Origin of the sequence: Paenibacillus agricola, from assembly GCF_011440305.1 — a bacterium.
Classification (GTDB): domain Bacteria; phylum Bacillota; class Bacilli; order Paenibacillales; family NBRC-103111; genus Paenibacillus_S; species Paenibacillus_S agricola.
Genome location: NZ_JAAOIW010000006.1, coordinates 244427 through 263371, shown reverse-complemented (window position 1 = coordinate 263371; position 18945 = coordinate 244427). Strand labels below are relative to the sequence as shown.

Annotated in this window: 18 protein-coding genes; 7 read left to right on the top strand and 11 right to left on the bottom strand. The window is 47.0% G+C overall.

The genetic code is table 11. From position 1 onward, the window contains the following. Positions 1 to 358 precede the first annotated feature (358 nt). Both G9U52_RS18490 and G9U52_RS18485 read right to left on the bottom strand, forming a co-directional pair. Positions 359 to 1228 (bottom strand): SDR family oxidoreductase, encoded by an 870-nt coding sequence (locus G9U52_RS18490; protein WP_166152113.1) that lies wholly within the window; start codon positions 1226 to 1228, stop codon positions 359 to 361. An 85-nt stretch (positions 1229 to 1313) separates the two neighbouring features. Then, positions 1314 to 1532 (bottom strand): DUF2188 domain-containing protein, encoded by a 219-nt coding sequence (locus G9U52_RS18485; RefSeq protein ID WP_166152112.1) that lies wholly within the window; start codon positions 1530 to 1532, stop codon positions 1314 to 1316. Between the two features lie 449 nt (positions 1533 to 1981). Between G9U52_RS18485 and G9U52_RS18480 the strand changes: the two genes are divergently transcribed. Further along, complete coding sequence (locus G9U52_RS18480) at positions 1982 to 3523, top strand: CAP-associated domain-containing protein (RefSeq protein WP_166152111.1); 1542 nt, start codon at positions 1982 to 1984, stop codon at positions 3521 to 3523. Positions 3524 to 3696: 173 nt separating this feature from the next. On the opposite strand, the gene G9U52_RS18475 is transcribed toward G9U52_RS18480, so the two are convergent. The 4 genes from G9U52_RS18475 to motA all read right to left on the bottom strand — a co-directional run bounded on the left by G9U52_RS18475 (position 3697) and on the right by motA (position 8420). Beyond that, positions 3697 to 4296 (bottom strand): nitroreductase family protein, encoded by a 600-nt coding sequence (locus tag G9U52_RS18475; protein ID WP_166152110.1) that lies wholly within the window; start codon positions 4294 to 4296, stop codon positions 3697 to 3699. Positions 4297 to 4673: 377 nt separating this feature from the next. Further along, on the bottom strand, positions 4674 to 6626 hold the full coding sequence (locus G9U52_RS18470; protein WP_166152109.1) for an ATP-dependent DNA helicase: 1953 nt from the start codon (positions 6624 to 6626) through the stop codon (positions 4674 to 4676). A gap of 187 nt (positions 6627 to 6813) precedes the next feature. Beyond that, positions 6814 to 7632: a flagellar motor protein MotB gene (locus tag G9U52_RS18465; protein ID WP_166152108.1), complete on the bottom strand. Its 819-nt coding sequence runs from the start codon at positions 7630 to 7632 to the stop codon at positions 6814 to 6816. After that, a complete protein-coding gene (gene motA, locus G9U52_RS18460; protein ID WP_166152107.1) occupies positions 7629 to 8420 on the bottom strand; it encodes a flagellar motor stator protein MotA in 792 nt (263 codons plus the stop codon). The genes G9U52_RS18465 and motA overlap by 4 nt, the downstream gene beginning before the upstream one ends. 336 nt (positions 8421 to 8756) lie before the next feature. On the opposite strand from motA, the gene G9U52_RS18455 reads away from it, so the two are divergent. Both G9U52_RS18455 and G9U52_RS18450 read left to right on the top strand, forming a co-directional pair. Continuing rightward, on the top strand, positions 8757 to 9686 hold the full coding sequence (locus tag G9U52_RS18455) for a M15 family metallopeptidase (protein WP_166152106.1): 930 nt from the start codon (positions 8757 to 8759) through the stop codon (positions 9684 to 9686). Positions 9687 to 9863: 177 nt separating this feature from the next. Further along, the gene (locus tag G9U52_RS18450) at positions 9864 to 10649 is read left to right on the top strand and encodes a DeoR/GlpR family DNA-binding transcription regulator (protein WP_166152105.1); all 786 of its coding nucleotides are present in this window, start codon (positions 9864 to 9866) and stop codon (positions 10647 to 10649) included. A gap of 97 nt (positions 10650 to 10746) precedes the next feature. Here G9U52_RS18450 and G9U52_RS18445 read toward each other — a convergent pair whose 3' ends face one another. Further along, positions 10747 to 11955, bottom strand: coding sequence for a sn-glycerol-1-phosphate dehydrogenase (locus G9U52_RS18445; RefSeq protein WP_166152104.1), 1209 nt, complete (start codon positions 11953 to 11955; stop codon positions 10747 to 10749). Positions 11956 to 12149: 194 nt separating this feature from the next. Here G9U52_RS18445 and G9U52_RS18440 point away from each other — a divergent pair, with 194 nt between their 5' ends. The 3 genes from G9U52_RS18440 to G9U52_RS18430 all read left to right on the top strand — a co-directional run bounded on the left by G9U52_RS18440 (position 12150) and on the right by G9U52_RS18430 (position 14641). Further along, on the top strand, positions 12150 to 12581 hold the full coding sequence (locus G9U52_RS18440; protein WP_166152103.1) for a hypothetical protein: 432 nt from the start codon (positions 12150 to 12152) through the stop codon (positions 12579 to 12581). A gap of 48 nt (positions 12582 to 12629) precedes the next feature. Beyond that, complete coding sequence (locus G9U52_RS18435; protein ID WP_166152102.1) at positions 12630 to 13628, top strand: HD-GYP domain-containing protein; 999 nt, start codon at positions 12630 to 12632, stop codon at positions 13626 to 13628. Between the two features lie 437 nt (positions 13629 to 14065). Further along, positions 14066 to 14641, top strand: coding sequence for a GNAT family N-acetyltransferase (locus tag G9U52_RS18430; protein ID WP_166152101.1), 576 nt, complete (start codon positions 14066 to 14068; stop codon positions 14639 to 14641). Between the two features lie 151 nt (positions 14642 to 14792). On the opposite strand, the gene G9U52_RS18425 is transcribed toward G9U52_RS18430, so the two are convergent. Together G9U52_RS18425 and G9U52_RS18420 are read right to left on the bottom strand one after the other, a co-directional pair. Next, entirely contained in the window at positions 14793 to 15110 is a 318-nt protein-coding gene (locus G9U52_RS18425; RefSeq protein WP_166152100.1) for an antibiotic biosynthesis monooxygenase family protein, read from the bottom strand. A gap of 32 nt (positions 15111 to 15142) precedes the next feature. Beyond that, on the bottom strand, positions 15143 to 15631 hold the full coding sequence (locus G9U52_RS18420) for a pyridoxamine 5'-phosphate oxidase family protein (RefSeq protein WP_166152099.1): 489 nt from the start codon (positions 15629 to 15631) through the stop codon (positions 15143 to 15145). A gap of 221 nt (positions 15632 to 15852) precedes the next feature. On the opposite strand from G9U52_RS18420, the gene G9U52_RS18415 reads away from it, so the two are divergent. Then, on the top strand, positions 15853 to 16110 hold the full coding sequence (locus tag G9U52_RS18415; RefSeq protein ID WP_166152098.1) for a GlsB/YeaQ/YmgE family stress response membrane protein: 258 nt from the start codon (positions 15853 to 15855) through the stop codon (positions 16108 to 16110). A 128-nt stretch (positions 16111 to 16238) separates the two neighbouring features. On the opposite strand, the gene G9U52_RS42110 is transcribed toward G9U52_RS18415, so the two are convergent. Both G9U52_RS42110 and yicI read right to left on the bottom strand, forming a co-directional pair. Next, positions 16239 to 16397 carry a WYL domain-containing protein gene (locus G9U52_RS42110; RefSeq protein ID WP_446430482.1) on the bottom strand — a complete coding sequence of 53 codons (159 nt, stop codon included), beginning with the start codon at positions 16395 to 16397 and terminating at the stop codon, positions 16239 to 16241. 64 nt (positions 16398 to 16461) lie between these two features. After that, positions 16462 to 18906, bottom strand: a complete 2445-nt coding sequence (gene yicI, locus G9U52_RS18410; protein WP_166152097.1) for an alpha-xylosidase — start codon at positions 18904 to 18906, stop codon at positions 16462 to 16464. Positions 18907 to 18945: the final 39 nt, after the last annotated feature.

Below are 18945 nucleotides of genomic sequence, written 5' to 3'. Positions count from 1 at the left end.
ATAAAGTTACTTTTACTTCCCATGTTATGTACAAGTTCATCCTAAATCAGTATAAGCTTATTTGCTGTTTTTTTAAAGCTATTATCAACGGCTGGCCTGAAACGTACCTTCCTATGCCTTATTGGTCACTAGTCATGCGATCAGCCCCTATTACGTTTGCGGTAATCCCGGGGTGAAACTGTTTCCACGGAAATACTATGCTTAACTTTGGCAGGCTTTGAAAATTTGCGTAAATGACGATAAAAACCCATAACAAGCTTAAGCTCCTCTTTGGGGAGCCCAAAGCTTGTTATGGGTTTTCTATTGCTGCTGATTCATCTAAGCTCAACAACACCATTCATTAGTCAGTAAAAGGTAATCAGCCATTAATGACGCTGCCGCCATTAATATGCAGGAACTGTCCGGTCATATAGGAGGAATCATCTGAGGCCAGGAATACGTAGGCAGGTCCCAATTCCTCAGGCTGCCCCGGCCGCTTCATCGGAGTGTCGCCGCCAAATTCGCCAACCTTTTCCGCATCAAAGGTAGATGGGATGAGCGGCGTCCAGATGGGACCTGGAGCCACGCCATTAACCCGTATGCCTTTATCCGCCAAGCTCGTCGACAGCGAGCGGGTGAATGCGACGATCGCACCCTTCGTTGAGGAATAATCAAGCAGCATCGGGTTGCCTTTATAGGCGGTGATCGAAGAAGTATTAATGATCGCCGAGCCTTCCTTCAGATGGGCCATAGCCGCCTTCGTGAAATAAAAGAACGAAAATATATTGGTACGGAACGTTTTCTCCAGCTGTTCTTGTGTGATATCCTCAATCGATTCCTGAGGATGCTGCTCTGCGGCATTATTGACCAAGATATCGAGCCTTCCGAACGTATCCACAGTTTTGCGGACGACCTCCTGGCAAAACGCCTCCTGGCCGACGTCTCCAGCTATCAGCAAGCAGCGGGTCCCTTCTTGCTCAATCAATCGCTTTGTTTCCTCGGCATCCTTATGCTCGTCCAGATAGACGATGACCACATCAGCACCTTCGGTTGCATAACAGACAGCGGCTGCCTTCCCGATACCGCTGTCGCCTCCTGTAATAATGGCAACCTTCCCTTGTAGCTTGCCGCTGCCTTTATACTTACGGTCAACGGACTTCGGACGTGGATTCATTTCGCTCTCCAAGCCAGGCTGGCGGTTTTGGTGCTGGGGTGGCATGGTTTGTGTTTGTGAATTGGAATTAGACATCATCATCGCTCCCATCATTCATTTTATTTTATTAAAAATTATTGTAAATACTAGCATGTACCAACGGAACCACATTATACATTTTCTATGTTTTATGAAGATTGGAGCTATGCTCCTGCTGCCCGTCACCTTCCTTGGGATGCTCTTCGTCCCATTCCTTGGCTTTGGCAGTTGCGATCGCAATTGCGCGTCCTTCCTCATAACCATCCTTCAATAAAGCATTGGCTATTTCGACAGCTTTCTCCCGTATACGGGGCGACAAATTTTTCATGGAAACGGGGTAATCATTTTTTCTCCAGGGCATTGTAATCCTCCTCAAACTCAAAAGTTAGCCTAAGCAGATGGACTTCGTAAGCAACACTGAGTTTTACTCCCATTATTTATTCCCATTATTTATTAGCCAAACATACTTCAAACGAATCATCATCACATTCCAAATATAGGAAAATGCATCAACAAAAAAATACCCCAGCTGCTTCGGAGCAGCTGGGGTTAAGATTTATATTTTAAAAGGGGGTCATCTATTAGTATAGGCTATGAACATTAAAACAAGATGAGCTGCATGTTTCAGTTCTATTACAATTAGAAGGCAAATTGTAACACGAATCGCTAACAAATTCTTGTAACTCTCACATAGACATTTTTCAAGGGGACTTCTATAGTAAAGAAATACCGAATATTATGATATAGTTATAGTATTCATAGATTTATTTCGAGGCTAATCTTTTCAGAAAATTTCGGGAGGCTGATACTTTGAAAACTTGGATTCAATACTTGCTGCCAGTTGCCCTGACCACTGCATTATTGCTCACTCCTATCGCTTCTTTGCCTCTTAGCTATGCTGCTTCTGTAACCTTTAGTGATACCTCACGCCATTGGGGCGCTGCTGCGATTGATTGGGCTATCCAAAACGGCGTCGTTGATGGATATGCAGACGGAACCTTCCAGCCAGACCGGCAAGTTACCGAGCCTGAGTTTTTGGCGATGCTGCTGCGAGCCTACCCCGAAGTCAAGCTGCCGGCCGCTACAACCGGCTCGGCATGGTACAAGCCTTATTACGATATAGCTGCAGCGCAGAATTGGCCGGTGCTGCCGGCCAACAATCGCGATTCCTTTAATCGTGGCCATGTCGCGCTGATCATTGCCGCTACGCAAAAGGGCACCGTCAGCTTGACCGATGCGATCACCTATTTGCTGGATCAAGGCTTATCCAGTGGCAAAACAGCCGCTACTGTCGAGGGCTACAAAGCCGCCGACAAGCTGTCACGTGCTGAATCCGTGCAATTTATACGCAATTTGAAGCAAAAGCAATTTCAGCTTCAGCCTGCTGCCGCACCTAGCGGGCCGTCGCCTAACGTGCCAGCGCCAGCCGTTCCTGCTCCAACGTTACCAACCGTACCTGTCCAACCTGCCTTACCCACGGCCAGCACGGATTCTTCCTCTACAGCGGTAGTTACGTTGAAGGGTGTGAAGCTGGGCGATTCACTCGAAGCTACACTAGCTAAGCTGGGTGCACCTGCTAGGCAGGATGCCAGCGAATACGGCTTTACTTGGTATGTGTATAACCAGGATTATTCCAGCTATGCGCAAATCGGGATCGGCGAAGGCAAGGTCGTCGCCCTTTATACCCCGTCTGCGAATTGGCAGAACAATAAAGGTATAGCCGATGGTTCTGCCCAAGCCCAGGTGACCAGCCAATATGGAGCCCCGCTGGAATCGATCAAGAAGGGCAACACAAGGTTTATTATGAACTATGGCAAAAACGAATATGCCACCTATGAAATCGACGGTGCCTATGTCACCTTCTTCTATGACCTGTTCCTTGGTAATGTCGTAACTGGCGTCCAGGCTGTAACCAAGCCCTATGAGCTTGCATTGGATTCCTTTTATCCCGATGCGAGCGCCGCGTTAATTGCCTCTTATGAACGTGAGGCCTTTGATTTGGCCAACGCCCATCGAACCAAGCTGAGCAAGGCTATCCTTACATGGGATGCTACCATTTCCGGCACGGCCCGCAAGCATAGCCAAGACATGGCGGCGCAAAACTATTTTGCCCACGAAAGCCCCGATGGCAAAAGCCCATTTGACCGGATGAGGGATGACGGCCTTAAATTAAGCTCAGCCTCTGAGAATATTGCAGCTGGTCAGACAAGCGCAATATTCGCCCACCATGGCTGGATGAACTCGGAAGGGCATCGCATAGCCTTGCTGAGTGATATTAAGTACCTAGGTGTAGGCGTAGCCTTCGGCGGGAAAATGAGCATCTATTACACCGAAAATTTTTATACGCCTTAAGTCATTCTGAGCCATAGGCAAAGCACCTCTAACCCATTCAATAGTGGGTCAGAGGTGCTTTTTTGCGTCCAATTAAAAAAATTGGTAAGCTTCTGCAGTAGCCTGGCTGTCGTTGAAAAGCTCGAAAAAAGCGCGCTTGGCTGCTAGCCAAACGCGCTTCCTTATACCCCAGCTTATTTGAATACAAGCAGCCGATCTTCCATCGGCTTAAATTGTTTCTCTCCAGCAGGTGCTGTTGGTTTCCCGAAAGGCATTTGGGCAACCAACTGCCAGCTCTCAGGCAAGTTCCAATCCGCTTTCACTTTCTCATCGATCAGCGGGTTGTAATGCTGTAGGTTGGCACCTAGCCCTTCAAGCTCAAGAGCCGTCCAGATTACAAATTGATGCATAGCATTCGTATGCTGAGCCCAAACCGGGAAACGATCCTGGTAGGTAGCGTAAGCCTCTTGCATACCGATAACAACTTGCTGGTCTTCAAAAAACAGAATGGTGCCATAGCCATTTCGGAAGCCATCCATTCTTTGTTGGGTGGATTCGAACTGGTCTTCAGGCACAATAGCCTTCAAAACGTCCGTCGTTAAATCCCACAGCTTATTATGCTGCTCACCGAATAATACGACGATTCTTGTGCTCTGCGAGTTGAATGAAGAAGGTACATGAGTAACGGTTTCTTCTACAATTTTCAAAATGCGCTCATCCGAAATTGGGGATTCCTTGCTGATTGCATAGATACTGCGTCTTTCCTTGATAGCTGCCAAAAAGTCTTTAGACATCGATTATAACCTCCATATGAAATATTAGTTATTTAAATATAGTATCTATAATAACATACATAACTTTAATTATCAAAGTGTTATATGTTTTTATATGGTTAATGCCCTTCCTATATTTTCCCTCTGTAGGTGTATACTTATGCTTACCCTCGAATGTTTTTTTTAACCAAGGACAAATAGAATCGTCGCGGCTCATGGCTCCACAGCTTTTAGTTTCGGATATTGAAGTGAAAAAGGCCTCCGCCGTCCTTGGGATGGCGAAAGCCTTTCGTGAAGCCTGTAACTTATTCATTGTTTCCTGTTACCTATTCATTGATAAAGTGCAAATATTGCAGCATCCGCTTCAATAATGTTACCCATTCACCTGAAGGTGCCCCTCAGAAGGACTCCTTCAGTTGAACCCCCGGAGGCAGCAACTGCTCGATGTGCCCCTTCAGCGCCGAGCCCTCAGCGTGCAGTTCCACGCTGAGGATCGCGATGGTACCGTGGTCCTCGCGGGAGCGGATCAGCCGCCCCATTCCCTGCTTAAGGCGCAGCAGCATGTAGGGCAGATCCACCTCCTCGTAAGGCGAAGCCGCGGCTTCGCGCTTGGCCATGAAGACCGGATCCTGTGGCGGGAAGGGCAATGTCCACATGATCACGTTCGAAAGCGATGGACCGGGGATATCGAGCCCCTCCCACAAGCTGACGGCGCAGAGGATGCTCGATTCATCATGCTGGAAATCCGCGATTAAACCGCTAATTTCCCGGTCGCCCTCGAAGCCAAAGCGCATTCCTGCCACCTCTGGATAGTGGGCGATTTCTCTTTTAAAACGCTGGAGCGCATCCTTGGTTGAGAATAGAATTAAAGCCCTCCCTTGGGAGCGTTCCAGCAAACGAACCGTTGTCTTCATCTTCTCCGAGAAGGTTCCCCGATACGACCAGCGGGGGGCAATGACTTCCATCTGGTGCTCATAATCATACGAAGAATCCACCGAAAAGGATAAATAATGCTCGATACCAAGGCTTTCTGTCACATAGTCGAAGGAGCCGTTAACGGATAACGTGGACGAAGTGAACACAATGGGCATATGCGAGCTAAATACACGCTTGCGCAGCACCTCCTTAACCGCTCTGGGCATTATTTCCAGCGTCAGCCCGGTAATACTTTCCGTCACCCAGCAAACGAAGCTTTCCGCTTGCTGGAACAAGCTGAGCGCCTTCTGCATCATCCCCATATGCTCCTCGACAATTCGCAAATGATAAGGATTTAACGTATACAGCTCGCTCTCCAGCACCAGCTCCTCTTCGATCGCCTCCAAGGAATCCCGGAACAGACTTATCTCCTTGAGCAGTTGTTCATTTAACAGCACTTGCTTTCGGTCGGAGCCGGGGATTGCCTTATTTTGCCGCTCCAGCAGGTCAAATAACGCCTCGCTTCGGTCGATCGCTTCGTCCACGAGCACGGCTAAGGAATGGCGGATTTCTCCCCTTAGCAGCCGGGTGATCAATTCCTCGAAGACGATATGCTTCAGCTTATAAGACAATGCCTTCTGCGCGGCAGCTTCCACCAGATGCCCTTCATCGAAGATGACGGTGCTATGCTCAGGCATCAGCGGCAGCTGCCCTCCCCGCTTGCGCCCTTCATAGGTCCAAATATGCTCCATATAGAAATCATGAGAGCAAATAACCAGATCGGCCGAGCGGCGATAATGGTCGCGCGACAACGTCTGTCCACAGCGATGCCGTTGCGGGCAAACGAAGCAATCCTGGTAAGCATCCCAGCTTACCCTGCCCCATTGCTCGTCATTCATCTGCTGATAATGCTTGCGGTCGCCATATGCATGAAATGATTGCAGCGTCTCCCTGGAACGGACAAATTCGGGCAATTGCCCATATAGCTCCTTGTATAGCTCCGTGTCCTGATGCCCCAGCCTGGCTTCATCCAGCTTCACCAGGCAAATATATTGATCTGGTGATTTGGCGAGCCGGGCATCGACATCTATGCCTAAAAACCGGGTGATCTTGTCGATATCTCCTCCCGGCTTGACCAATTGCTCGATTAATGACTCGTCCGCACAGGCAATAATTGCCGGCTTGCGCATATATCGCGCGTAACAAATCGCATATAATAAATAAACTAGGGTTTTCCCCGTGCCGACGCCAGCCTCTGCGAAAATCGTCTGCTTCTCGGTGAACGCCCGCTCTAGCTGAAATGCCATAAAGATCTGCTCATCACGAACCTCGAAGCCGGACCCTGGCAATATATCGTAAAGCACGTCCACGACCCATTCGCGAACCTGCCGTATAAATGGTTGGGTACGATCATAAGCAAAAGGATATACATCCATCGTGTGTGCCTCCATCCAAACGAATTCAATAAGTACCGAAGTCCTAATTGAAAATATAGTATCACATGTTCATGAAATAAATGCAAAAAAAGGCTAAGTACTTCATACATACATGAAGGAGCTTCCAAAAAAATGAAGCCCCCCATAACCACATCTATCGTGGAAATTGGAGGCTTCTTGCATTTGTTTATGGAATGAATGATTTAGCTCCTGAAGCTTTGAGCTGCCTAAGAATATTGACCTCAACACGCCTGTTTTTAGCGCGTCCGTCGACCGTGTCGTTCGTATCGATCGGCTGATATTCACCATAACCGATGGAACGGTAACGTGAAGGATCGATTTGATCATTGAGGATCAGGAATTTCATGAAGTTCAGCGACCGTTTGGCGCTTAAATCCCAGTTGCTTTGGAACTCTCTAGTATTGATCGGACGGTTATCTGTAAAGCCGGATACCTCTACGTTAAACTCTTTATATGAGCTCAGCATGCTGGATATTGTCTGTGCAAGCATCTGCGATTCTGGCTTGATATCGGCTGAACCGGATTGGAATAACGCATTGTCACGTATCGTGATTTTTAACATATCTTCATTCAATTTGGTTTCTAGCTGTGTAGTCAGCCCGTTATCCTTAATATAGCCCTCCAGCTTTTCCTGAAGCTCCTTGAGGTCCTGGGCTTCCTTTTCGAACATTGCTTTTAGCTGTTGATCTTGCTGGCTATTTTGGTCCTGAGTTTTATCCTCTTTTTTGGTTTCATCCTCTTTTTTCTTTTCTGCATTCGGCGAAACATTCAGAGGCACAATATTGGACACCTCGAACATACCCGTTCCCCCATTAAACCCGGCATTAAGACCTTTCATGATCGACTCATATTTCTTCGAATCAATCTGGCTCGAAGCAAACAAAATGATAAATAAAGCAAGCAACAAGGTCAGTATATCGGCATATGGAATCAGCCACGATTCATCGATATGCTCCTCATGATGCTCGTGCCGCTTTTTACTCATTCAGCACCTCCACTTCCTTCAACATCCAGCAGGTGACGTTCACTTGTCGGAATGTATACGGAAAGCTTCTGCCTCATAGCGATCGTTGAAATACCGGATTGAATCGACAATAGCCCTTCTACCATAATCAGCTTAATCTCAACTTCCTTCTTGGAGATCTGTTTCAGCTTGTTAGCCATCGGGTGATAGATTACATATCCACAAAAGATCCCGAACAATGTAGCGACGAAAGCAGCAGAAATCAAATGACCCAGCTTTTCCACCTCGTTCAAATTGCTGAGTGCCGCGATTAGCCCAACAACCGCTCCAAGCACACCCAGTGTAGGTGCGTAGGTACCCGCTTGTGCAAAGATCAAGGCTCCATTACGATGCCGTTCTTCAGTAGAGGCTATTTCTTCTAGCAGTACATCCCGGACAAACTCGCTATCATTTCCATCAATAATCATCCGCATCCCGTTACGCAAAAAATTATCTTCAATTTGATCAACCTGTGTTTCTAGAGCCAGTAAGCCCTCACGTCGTGTAATCGATACCCATTCCATAAAACGAATAATAAGATCCTTTTTCTCTACTAATGCTTGGGCTTTAAAAAGAATTTTTAGAAGCTTAGGAATCTTCTTTAACTCCTTCATTTGAAAACCGATGAATAAGGTTGCCGCTGTTCCTCCGAAAATAATGAGCAGAGCTGCTGGATTAAACAATGTTAAAATGCTTGCGCCTTTTAGCACCATCCCGACCCCAATTGATATTAATGCAAGCACAAGACCGATAACCGTTGATTTTTCCATATCCAATGAGCACCCCGCTGTAAATGATTTGAACGTTTAGTAACGCACATGGTAAGGCATATTATACCTTAATTCGACACCCTGCGACGTGAAGCCTTCTTGTGAAAATCAAATTTTGTGTAAATTTAATTAAAATGAGTACTTCGAACTATATTTCAAGAAAAATATTACTTTCGTGTGCAAAATTCGGATACATAAATTAAGTTTTACATAAGCCACTAAACTAGGTACAATAAGCTTTCGTGCAACTTTTTCGGTCTTTCTAAAGTCTATTTTTATAATACCAGCATTTTTTAATTATTCAGCTAAGCTAAACTTAACCAGGAGGAACTTATTATGAACAAAACAAGGCTTGCCATTATATGGCTCGCTATAGCAGGGTCCGTGCTTGGAGGCTGCGGAAACGAGAATAGCACCCCACCCGCTGCTACTTCTCCAGCCATTACTGCCCCGGCAGCCAGCAGCAGCCCTAAGGATACCGTGCCTCCTGCCCAAGGGAAGCCCTCTACAACTCCGGCAACTGATCCCAACTCGCAAGCTGCGGGTACGGGTGCTTCTTCCGGCAACCAAGCGGGTTCTAACGCCAGCACTAATTCGGGCAGCACCGGTAAAGGCTCCGGCTCTGAGCCCGCACCTACGCCCGTGACGGCTCCACCTAAAGGCGCCGCCATTCAAGTAGTGGCCAAGCCGGAAAGCATCGCCGCGCTTGTCAATAAACAAAATGCCTTGCCAGCAAGCTACGAGCCGCAGGATCTCGTCTATCCCAATGTCGCCTTTACATTCAGCGAGAAGCTCGATAAACGTAAAATGCGCAAGGAAGCCGCTACCGCACTCGAAGCCTTATTCGAAGGAGCCAAAAAAGATGGCATTAGCTTGGCCGGAGTCTCCGCTTACCGTTCCTACGCGACCCAAAAAACGTTGTATAATAATTATGTTAAACAAGACGGGGAAGAAAAAGCGAGAACCTACAGCGCCATGCCTGGACATAGCGAACATGAAACGGGGCTTTCCATCGACGTATCCGGAAGCAATGGTAAATGCGCAGCACAAAACTGCTTTGCCGCAACTAAAGAGTCCGCTTGGCTGGATGCACATGCGTCTGAATATGGATTTATCATCCGTTATCCTAAAGGCAAAGAAGCGATTACCGGCTACCAGTATGAGCCTTGGCATCTGCGTTACTTGGGAACCCAGCTGTCCAAAGAAATTACAGAAAAGGGCGTAACATTGGAGGAATATTTCAATGCCGTTCCGGTCAATAAATAAGAGCTTTTCCCAAACTGCCAAACAAGCGCGGACGGACACTCAAGGAAATTGTACTAATGGTTAAAGCAGGCTTAGGATACACCAGACCGGGCTCTTCTTCCCTTTGGAGGAGCACCTGCTTGGTGTTTTTTGTGTTATAATTTCTAAAAGCATGATCCAGCTAGAGGAGAGATTTGTTTGCTTGCACAAATTCGCCGAAATCAACTCATTCATATATTGAAGGAAGAGCACAAAATTATCGTCAAGGATGCCGCTCGACTCCTGCAGGTTTCAGAGGGCACTTTACGCAGCGACCTCAAAATCCTGGAGGAGGATGGGCTGCTTGTCCGTACTCACGGCGGCGCCGTGCCGATTAAACCATCCACCGAGTCTCCGTTTAACGAACGGAAGCTCGTCAACCTACCACAAAAAGCCGCTATCGGACAAGCTGCCGTGCAGCTTATTGATAACAGCTATTGTGTCATTCTTGATGCCAGCTCGACGAGCCTGGAGATGGCGCGGTGCTTGGCTGCTACCACCAACCTGACTGTCATTACGAATGGCTTGGCCACCGCACAGATGCTTGCCCAGAACATCCAGATCAATGTCATTGTTACAGGTGGGGTCGTTCGCCCAGCTAGCACCGAGATCGAAGGGCTGCTTGGCAAGGCCGTCCTCAGCCAAATTCATGCCGATATCTTCTTCACCTCGGCCCATGGCTTGAGTATCGAGCATGGGCTTACCGAATTCAGCTTCCAAGAAGCCGAGCTCAAGAAGGCAATGGCCGCCAATGCCACCAAAGTAGTCGCCTTGATCGATAGCTCCAAGCTAAACCGCCGTTCGCTCGCGACCTCCGTCGACTTCCCCAAAATCCACACGCTGATTACCGACAGCGCAGCCGATCCAGCCTTTCTCGCCAGCCTAAGAGATCGGCATATCGAAGTGATCGTCGTTCAACCCATCACGCAAGCCATGCGGGAATAGTCTAGGGAATCGTGGTGGACACCCACGCTAACGGCAGCAGTGTGCACAGCAAACAGGCACCAATCTGTAGGAGCAACCTATAGCTGACTAGCCGGTTTTACAAACCTTGCACGTTCAAAAAGTGTAGAATGGTGTACCGGTTCATACGGATCAGATGCGCTTCTTTCATGCTATGGGCGACATGCGCTTCCTCCAAGCCCAAATCCTGCGGCTCCGTTGGCCCGCCTACCTGAGCAAGCAGCTCCTTAAACCGCGCAGGCTCCGGCAAAGATAACACAGCCTCCAGAAGCTCCTCCTTATTGGCAATAAGCTTCTCCTGCAGCCCCTTGTCTGCACCTTCCGGCCATGCCCTGCTCCCGTTTAAATAAGGAACCAAATCCTGCTTATAGCGTTCTGCTATTAAAGGCGCAGCTACTCCAACCTTGGCGCCATGAAGAATCTGCTTTCTGCCTTCCTTCAAAAAAATCATTTCCCAGCTATGGGAAATATGATGCTCGCCCCCAGATGCAGGATGTGAATGCCCGAAGATGAGCATCGCCAAGCCAGAAATAATTAACGCTTCTATTAATATGCGAATACCTTCATCGTTGCCAGCGGCAATGTCCTCCGCATGCACCACACAGCTTTCCAACGCTTCGCGGGTCATCTCTGCGGAAAGTGGGCAATAGGGCTCATCCGCCATCCGGTGGGAAAACGTCCAATCCAGCAATGAGGTGTATTTGCCGATCATATCGCCAAAGCCAGCTGCCCTCATGGGGGCAGGAGCTTTCCCAAGCACCTCCATATCGGCAAATAAAGCGACTGGGCAGTGTAGCTGGTACGTTGTTTTAAATCCGCGAATAATCAGCGGAGCACCCATGGAATTGAAGCCGTCCACGGAAGGAGCAGTTGGTACGGATACGAACGGCTTGCCCATTTTATAGCTGACGAACCGGGTAATATCATGGATCGTGCCTGACCCGACGGCCAGAATGGCATCCGTATGCAACGGAACTTCCAGCAAAGCTTGCACAATGGCAACCTCATTCGCCAATACATCACCATTGTCATCCGGCTTCAGCATAACCACATGGCAAGCAACATTTCGCTGCTTAAGCTCATCAGCAAGATTATTCCCCGCTGCAAGGTACGTATGGGCATCAGCGATCATCACAACGTGGGTCCAGGATTGCTCTGCTATATAAACGGCCGCTTGTTTAAGTGCTCCTGCCCCTATCTCAATCGTATCCATATCGATACTGTAGTGCTTATTGCCGCAGGAGCATACCTGCGCTTGTTGGGCGATAGCTTGAAGACGTGCTTTCATTAAAAATTCCTCCTAAGTTAAAATGAATACTTAAAATGTAACACAAAACAACGAATATAATCAATAAAACTCAATAAAACTCAATTATTTAAAAATATTTACCTACTTGCATTTCGTATAAGTGATTCGCATTCAGCTCGGGCAAAAGGTATAATTGAGTTGTATTTAACAATTAAAGCTTAGGAGATTTAAGTATGTTAGTCGCCACCCATATGCTGGCAGCATCTGCTATTTTCCAACTATCATCCGTTAGAGCCATTTCGGGCACCAAAAAAGCAGTTGCACTGCCGATTGTTTTTATAGGGTGCCTCTATTCCCATTTTGCCCTGGACGCGGTGCCTCACTATGAATTACAAATGCTGGCTAATATTGGGATAGGGAGCATCGTAATTGCTTTCTTATTTCATATCGCTTGGCATACCAAGGATATGTTCATACTTGCTGCTGCCTGCTTCGGAGCCCTTCCGGATGTCATGTGGGTGCTTAAAATTTCTCCCGAGTTTGATACCATTCACTCCTTTTTACACTCCGCTATGCGCAATGTTCCCGCTTATGCGTTAGGCTTCGAGCTGTTGGGTTTGCTCCTACTCTTTTATATCAATTATTTATGTAAATCTCGAATATAAAAGTCACTTATCATCACACAACACTATAACAACACCGAGGTGATTCAAATGGGCATTACTAAGGCTTATATCGGGAAACGGATTATGAAAGATGTTATGAATGCAACCGGAGTTCTCGTTTTATCGGCAAATACCGTGCTTACCAAAAGCCATATTGAGAATTTGAATAAGCACCGGATCGAATCCTTCGATTTGGATGTTGTGATTGACCCGATATCTAAGATTGTCGAAGAGCAGGTTCGTTATATCAGCGATATGTTTGGTGAAATTAGAATTTCCAACCAAATTCCTATACTTGAAATCAAATCAAAGCTCATTCCCAAATTGCTGCCCTTAATTAACCAGACGGATTTCTTTAGGACGATGCAAAATATTAAAGTAACCGATGATGAATATTTATATAAGCATAGCCTAGGTGTGGGAATCATGGCTGCAACGATTGGAAAATGGCTGCAGCTAGGCGACGGCGCCGTTCTGCAATTGCTGGTTTCCGGGCTTTTGCATGATGTCGGCAAAATGAAAGTACCCAGCTCCATCTTGGACAAACCTGGCCCACTGGATGATTATGAACGTGAAGTGCTGAAAAAGCATCCGATCTGGGGCTACGAGGTTATCAAGGATACCGTCGGCATCTCGAATCGTATCTCCACGGCTGTGCTCCAGCATCATGAGCGGGAGGACGGCAGCGGCTATCCGTATGGGCTCCAAGGAGACCAAATTGATTTGTACAGCAAAATCATCAGTGTTGCCGATATATTTCACGCGCTGCTGTCTGACCGTTTACATCAGCCCTCTGTGCCAAGTATGGTGGTCGTGCAGCATTTTTCCCAACAAATTTATGGCAAGCTCCCTTCACCGATCCTGCTAACCTTTTTCAAAAGGTTTTTCCAGCATTTACTCGGCAAACAGGTGCTTTTATCGGATGGCTCCATTGGCAAGGTCATTTATTTGAACCCTTACGAGTTTCTGAGGCCGTTAGTGCAGCAGGAGCAAGCTTATATCGATCTAAGCAAGCGCCGTGATGTCAGCTTGCTGGAAGTCATATAAACTAAATAAAGCCTTTAATTACACAAGAGCGATTGCACCAATCGCTTGTGTGATTAAAGGCTTTTTTCGGTATCCGTTAGTTAAAAAATAAATTCGACAAATCTTATCTTTTATCCTATGTATCAAATTTATCAGGTACTCCTGGTCGACCGGGATAACCATATCCTGTAAAAATAAACTTCGCGCAAGAAAGCTTCTCACTAATGACAATTGTGACAGTACCCGTTATTCCAAATTTGTATTATAATCAATCTTATTTCGGTAACTTGAAGGATAGTTGAATACGGAAAAGAGAACAACTTATTCATCGAAATTGTTTATAACTGTAAATACCGCACGATATTTAAAGTTATGTTACTTCTTACAATTTTAATCTGCTTTTAAGACAGATACTATACGATTTGAAACTAGACCAAAAAAGGGAAAGAGTGAGAACTGTGCCCTATCAAAAAAACTTATTTAGCGCATTCCCATTCATCCAAACGGAACGTCTGTCCTTACGACAAATTACTGCCGATGATTCGGAGGACTTGTATAACTTTTACCGAGACCCAAATTTCTTTCAATATTTAGATTGGGAAGGTCCTTCATCCGTTAAAGAATCCACACTGCTGATCGACTCTTGGAATCAATACTTTGAAGGAAAAAAGCTAATTCCCTGGGGAATTTCTTCTCTCAAGGATAGCAGGCTGATAGGGACTATTATGTTAATGCCAACGAGAGGCACCTTTGAAGACGTACCCCGTTATCCTCTTACAATCAGTTATGATTTGCAGAAGGACTTATGGAACAATGGGATCATGACAGAAGCGCTAAAAGCCGTGCTTGACTTCAGCAAGGAAAATATCGGGCATCACAGAATTCAAGCGGAAGTCCTTTCCGAGAATGCTGCCTCCCTTAAAATATTAAAAAAGCTAGGCTTTCAGGAGGAAGGTTTGCTTAAACATTATTTGATGCACGAGGTCACTAAATCTTTCTTAAACGTAGTCATGCTCGCATCGGTAACTATTTAAATGGCTTGCCGTTATTTATGAGAGTACGGTTCACTTTATCACTTTTTAATTACGTACTTGTTCGAGAGATAACTATATGGACCGTTTGGCATGTTGCGGTAACAACATGCCTCTAAGCACTTCCTAATAGCCCACCGTGTATCCCAACCTTTCAAGATCCCCGATTCGATGGTTCATCCAAAGGAATATTTATATAATGCTCTACAGTCGGAAAGGGATCGTAGAAATGGTGCAGCAATGCCTTCCATTCCAAATACTCCGGCGAGGTTCTGAAGCCTACCGTGTGGTCCTTAAGTTGATCCCACTTGACCAATAGCATATATTTGTTTTCTTCCTCCACACATTTTTGCAATTCATGGCTCATATAACCCTTCATCGTAGAAATAATACGCGAAGCTTTTCTGAAATTGCTTTCGAATTCATTGTTTAACCCTGGCTTTACCTGCAAAATAGCAACTTCGAGAATCATTTGTATGCCCCCTATAATTCGGACTATCTTTTTTAAATCGTTATATATTTTCGCTCGGAGCTCTTGATCAATGTATCACGCTCTTCTACAAAGGACATAATAGGTACGCCAAAGCCACAGCTGGTTTGCACAGATTCGATATCCACTACAAATAACTGCCTGATCACCCTTGCATCCAAGTCAGGGAAATGCAAATGTAGGTATTCAGCAAATGTATCATGATCCTTAGTTATAACGATCCCTTTCCCATAGCCTCTTAATATTAAAGGGCTGTTAGCAAAGCTGCACCACATAAAAGTAATTCTTTGGTTCTCTGACAAATGGGTCGCCGTTTCATTGCCGCTGCCATTGTAGTCTGCATAAATCACTTGGTTGGGGTTAAGCACACGTAATGTATGATAGCCTTTAGGCGAGACATTGACATTCCCTCCGGACAAAGGAGCCGTCCCTACAAAAAACATTTTTTGCTCTTGTATAAAACTCAGATGCCCTTCATTGAACTCCGTGAAAAATTTTGCCATGCTCCCACTTTCCTTCCCTTGTAAAGGTTTTCATTCCTTTCTTGATCATATCACATGGGGTTAGGTTGCGGGTTTATTTTTGGTAAACAAACCCTATATGCCGAGCAACGGTTACCAGATTAAGGAAAAATAAAAATCACTTTAAAAAGTTATAGTTTCAATCGAGATTGGATAGGTTAATAAAAAGCAAGCAAGTACACAGTCAAAAGGAGGAATACAAAATGAGCTTTTTATGGTCCTTAATTATCGGTGGTATTATTGGATGGCTAGCGGGAATGATTATGGGTAAAGATATTCCTGGTGGTGTTATTGGTAACATTATTGCAGGTTTCATTGGGGCATGGCTTGGTGGCCTGTTATTGGGAAGCTGGGGTCCGGTGGTCGGAGGATTCGCTATAGTGCCTGCATTGATAGGCGCAGTGGTACTCGTGTTTATTGTTAGCTTGATCATGCGTTCGATGGGACGTAACCGGACTTAATAAAGTTCGTTGCAGCCCTAGTGTATAAATATACTAAACATAAAGGATGAACCGTTACTTCGGGTTCATCCTTTTTTATTTGTTTTTTTCCTAAGGAGCTGGAAGGTTTAATTTTATTTTTATCGCGTCTATATTGGATAATATTTTAAGTTGCCTACAGGATTTTTAAAAAGCAAGCTGACAGGTTCCACGCTTCGATCGCTCTGTTGACCAGCTGTATTAAAATAACGAAACTTTATGATGCGATTTGTAGCAATCACTTTGCGTAATAGAGGAAAAACCTGGATCTGGCTCTCGCTATACTATTTGATTTCAGGACTGCAAGGCTGGGGCTACGATGTTCGATGGAGTCTATTCTTTTAAATGTACGATAATTTCCGTCGCTCCAGCGACAGGGTTCAACCGAACGCCTTGCTCTGTTGCTAACCAGTCAGCGCCTTGCACCGATTGGATTTCAGCCACGCCGCGCAGGATCAGGCTCCATGGCTTTGAACTAGCAGCAGCGCCTTTCCCGGCGCTGTCGACGTTCGCCTCGTTGGCGTTGGCGCCATCGGCTTTGCCTGTGGTAGCTGAAGCGCGCTCGCCACTCGCCTGGCGCTGGTCGAAGCCGCCATCAGCGATGGCTTGCACACGAATCGTGGAGCCGCTCCGCTGGGCGCGGACAGTTAGCTCCAGCTCCCCCTTCGTGCTCACCACCTGCGCCTCCGCGGCGCTCTGGTCCTGCAGCTCGAACGCATGGAGCACAACGCCGTCCGCGTAATCGTAATCCGGGCGGAGGCTGTTGCTGCCCACAGCGATCAGGCTATTCGGCCTAGCCAGCAACGGCAGGCTGAAATAACCATGGCGGTCTGTTATCCAGCGGCCACCTTCCACCCTCTCGCCAGTCACATAATTCGTCCATATGCCCTGCGGCACATAGTAGGAAGCTGTGCCCGCTTCATTAAAGATCGGAGCCACGAGCAGCGATTCGCCCAGCATGTATTGCAGGTCCAGCGGGTGTGCCGCAGGGTCCTCGGGGAATTCGAGCACCATGGCGCGCATCACAGGCAAGCCCTTGACGGTGGCCTCTACCGATGCGCTGAACAAATACGGCATCAAGCTGCACTTGAGCTGCGTGAAATAACGCAGTACATCAACCGCTTCATCGCCGAACAGCCAAGGCACCCGGTACGATTCGTTGCCATGAAGCCGGCTATGCGAGGAGAGCAGCCCAAACGCAACCCAGCGTTTGTAGACATCGGGCGGAGCCGTCTTCTCGAAGCCGCTGATGTCATGGCTCCAAAAGCCGAAGCCGCATAGCCCAAGCGATAAGCCGCCGCGCAGTGTTTCCGCCATAGAGGCGTAATTCGCAGAGCAATCGCCGCCCCAATGCACCGGAAACTGCTGGCCTCCGGCGGTAGCTGAACGGGCGAACACGGCAGCTTCATGCTTGCCAAGCGATGCCTCCAGCAGCTCGAATGTCGCTTTATTGTACAATTGGGTATAATAATTGTGCATTTTCTGCGGGTCGGAGCCGTCGAAATAAACCACATCTGTCGGAATCCGCTCGCCAAAGTCGGTTTTGAAGCTGTCGACGCCCATATCAACAAGCCGCTTCAGCTTCCCTTGATACCATTTCACAGCGCCTGGATTCGTAAAATCGATCAAGCCCATGCCCGCCTGCCATTTATCCCATTGCCAGACGTCGCCTTCCTTCGTTTTGACCAAGTAGCCTTGCTCCATGCCTTCATCAAATAACGGAGATTTTTGGGCAATATACGGATTGATCCATGCACATATTTTCAAGCCCTTGCTTTTCAAACGCTTCAGCATACCTTCGGGATCAGGGAACACATCCTTGTCCCATTCAAAATCGCACCATTGGTATTCCTTCATCCAGAAGCAGTCAAAATGGAACACATGCAGAGGCACCTCACGCAGGATCATTCCGTCTATAAAATGGTTGACCGTTTCCTCGTCATAGCTCGTCGTAAAGGAGGTCGTCAGCCATAGCCCGAAGGTCCATGCCGGCGGCAAAGCGGGCTTGCCCGTGAGCGCCGTATAATTGTTAAGCACGTCCTTAATCGTCTCGCCGCCGATAATAAAGTAATCCAGCGACTCGCCCTCTACGCTGAACTGCACCTTCGAAACATGCTCGGACGCGACCTCGAAGGATACCTTCTCAGGATGGTTAACAAATACTCCATAGCCGCGGTTGGACAAGTAAAACGGAATATTTTTATAGGCCTGCTCGCTGCAGGTTCCCCCATCCTCATTCCAGATATCGACGGTTTGCCCATTCTTGATGAAAGGGGTGAAGCGTTCGCCCAAGCCATAAATATATTCGCCAATCCCCAGATCAAGCTGCTCGCGCACATAGGCTTGTTTGTCGGAGGTTTTGATATAAGCAGTCGTTCTTTGTGTGTTACCGGTTAAGCGCTTACCTTCATATTCAAAATCAATTTTCCAAGCGTCAGCGCATGGGATATGGACCTTTAACTTGCCGCTGGTAAGGCTTGCTCCCTGCTCGGTATGGACAATCTGCAATTCCGGATCCTGGGCATACAATTCAAACGCCGGCCCTTTAACTGCTTTGCCTTTATGATGGACGGTCTGGACGCGAATCACATCGGGCAACGGCGAACTGTAGCGTATAGTCAAAAGCGGGCTGTTCAGCGTGTCGCCCTTGCGCTGGACCTTCTTATCCGCAGCGTACACGGTAACCGAATCAGCATCGGTCTGGATATCGCGGATCTCTACGGCGTAGTGGGCGCTTACCCCTTCTCGAATTTGCCAATAGCCATCTGTAAATTTCATAATGAAATGAACCTCCCAACAGGATTATGTTTCATGTAA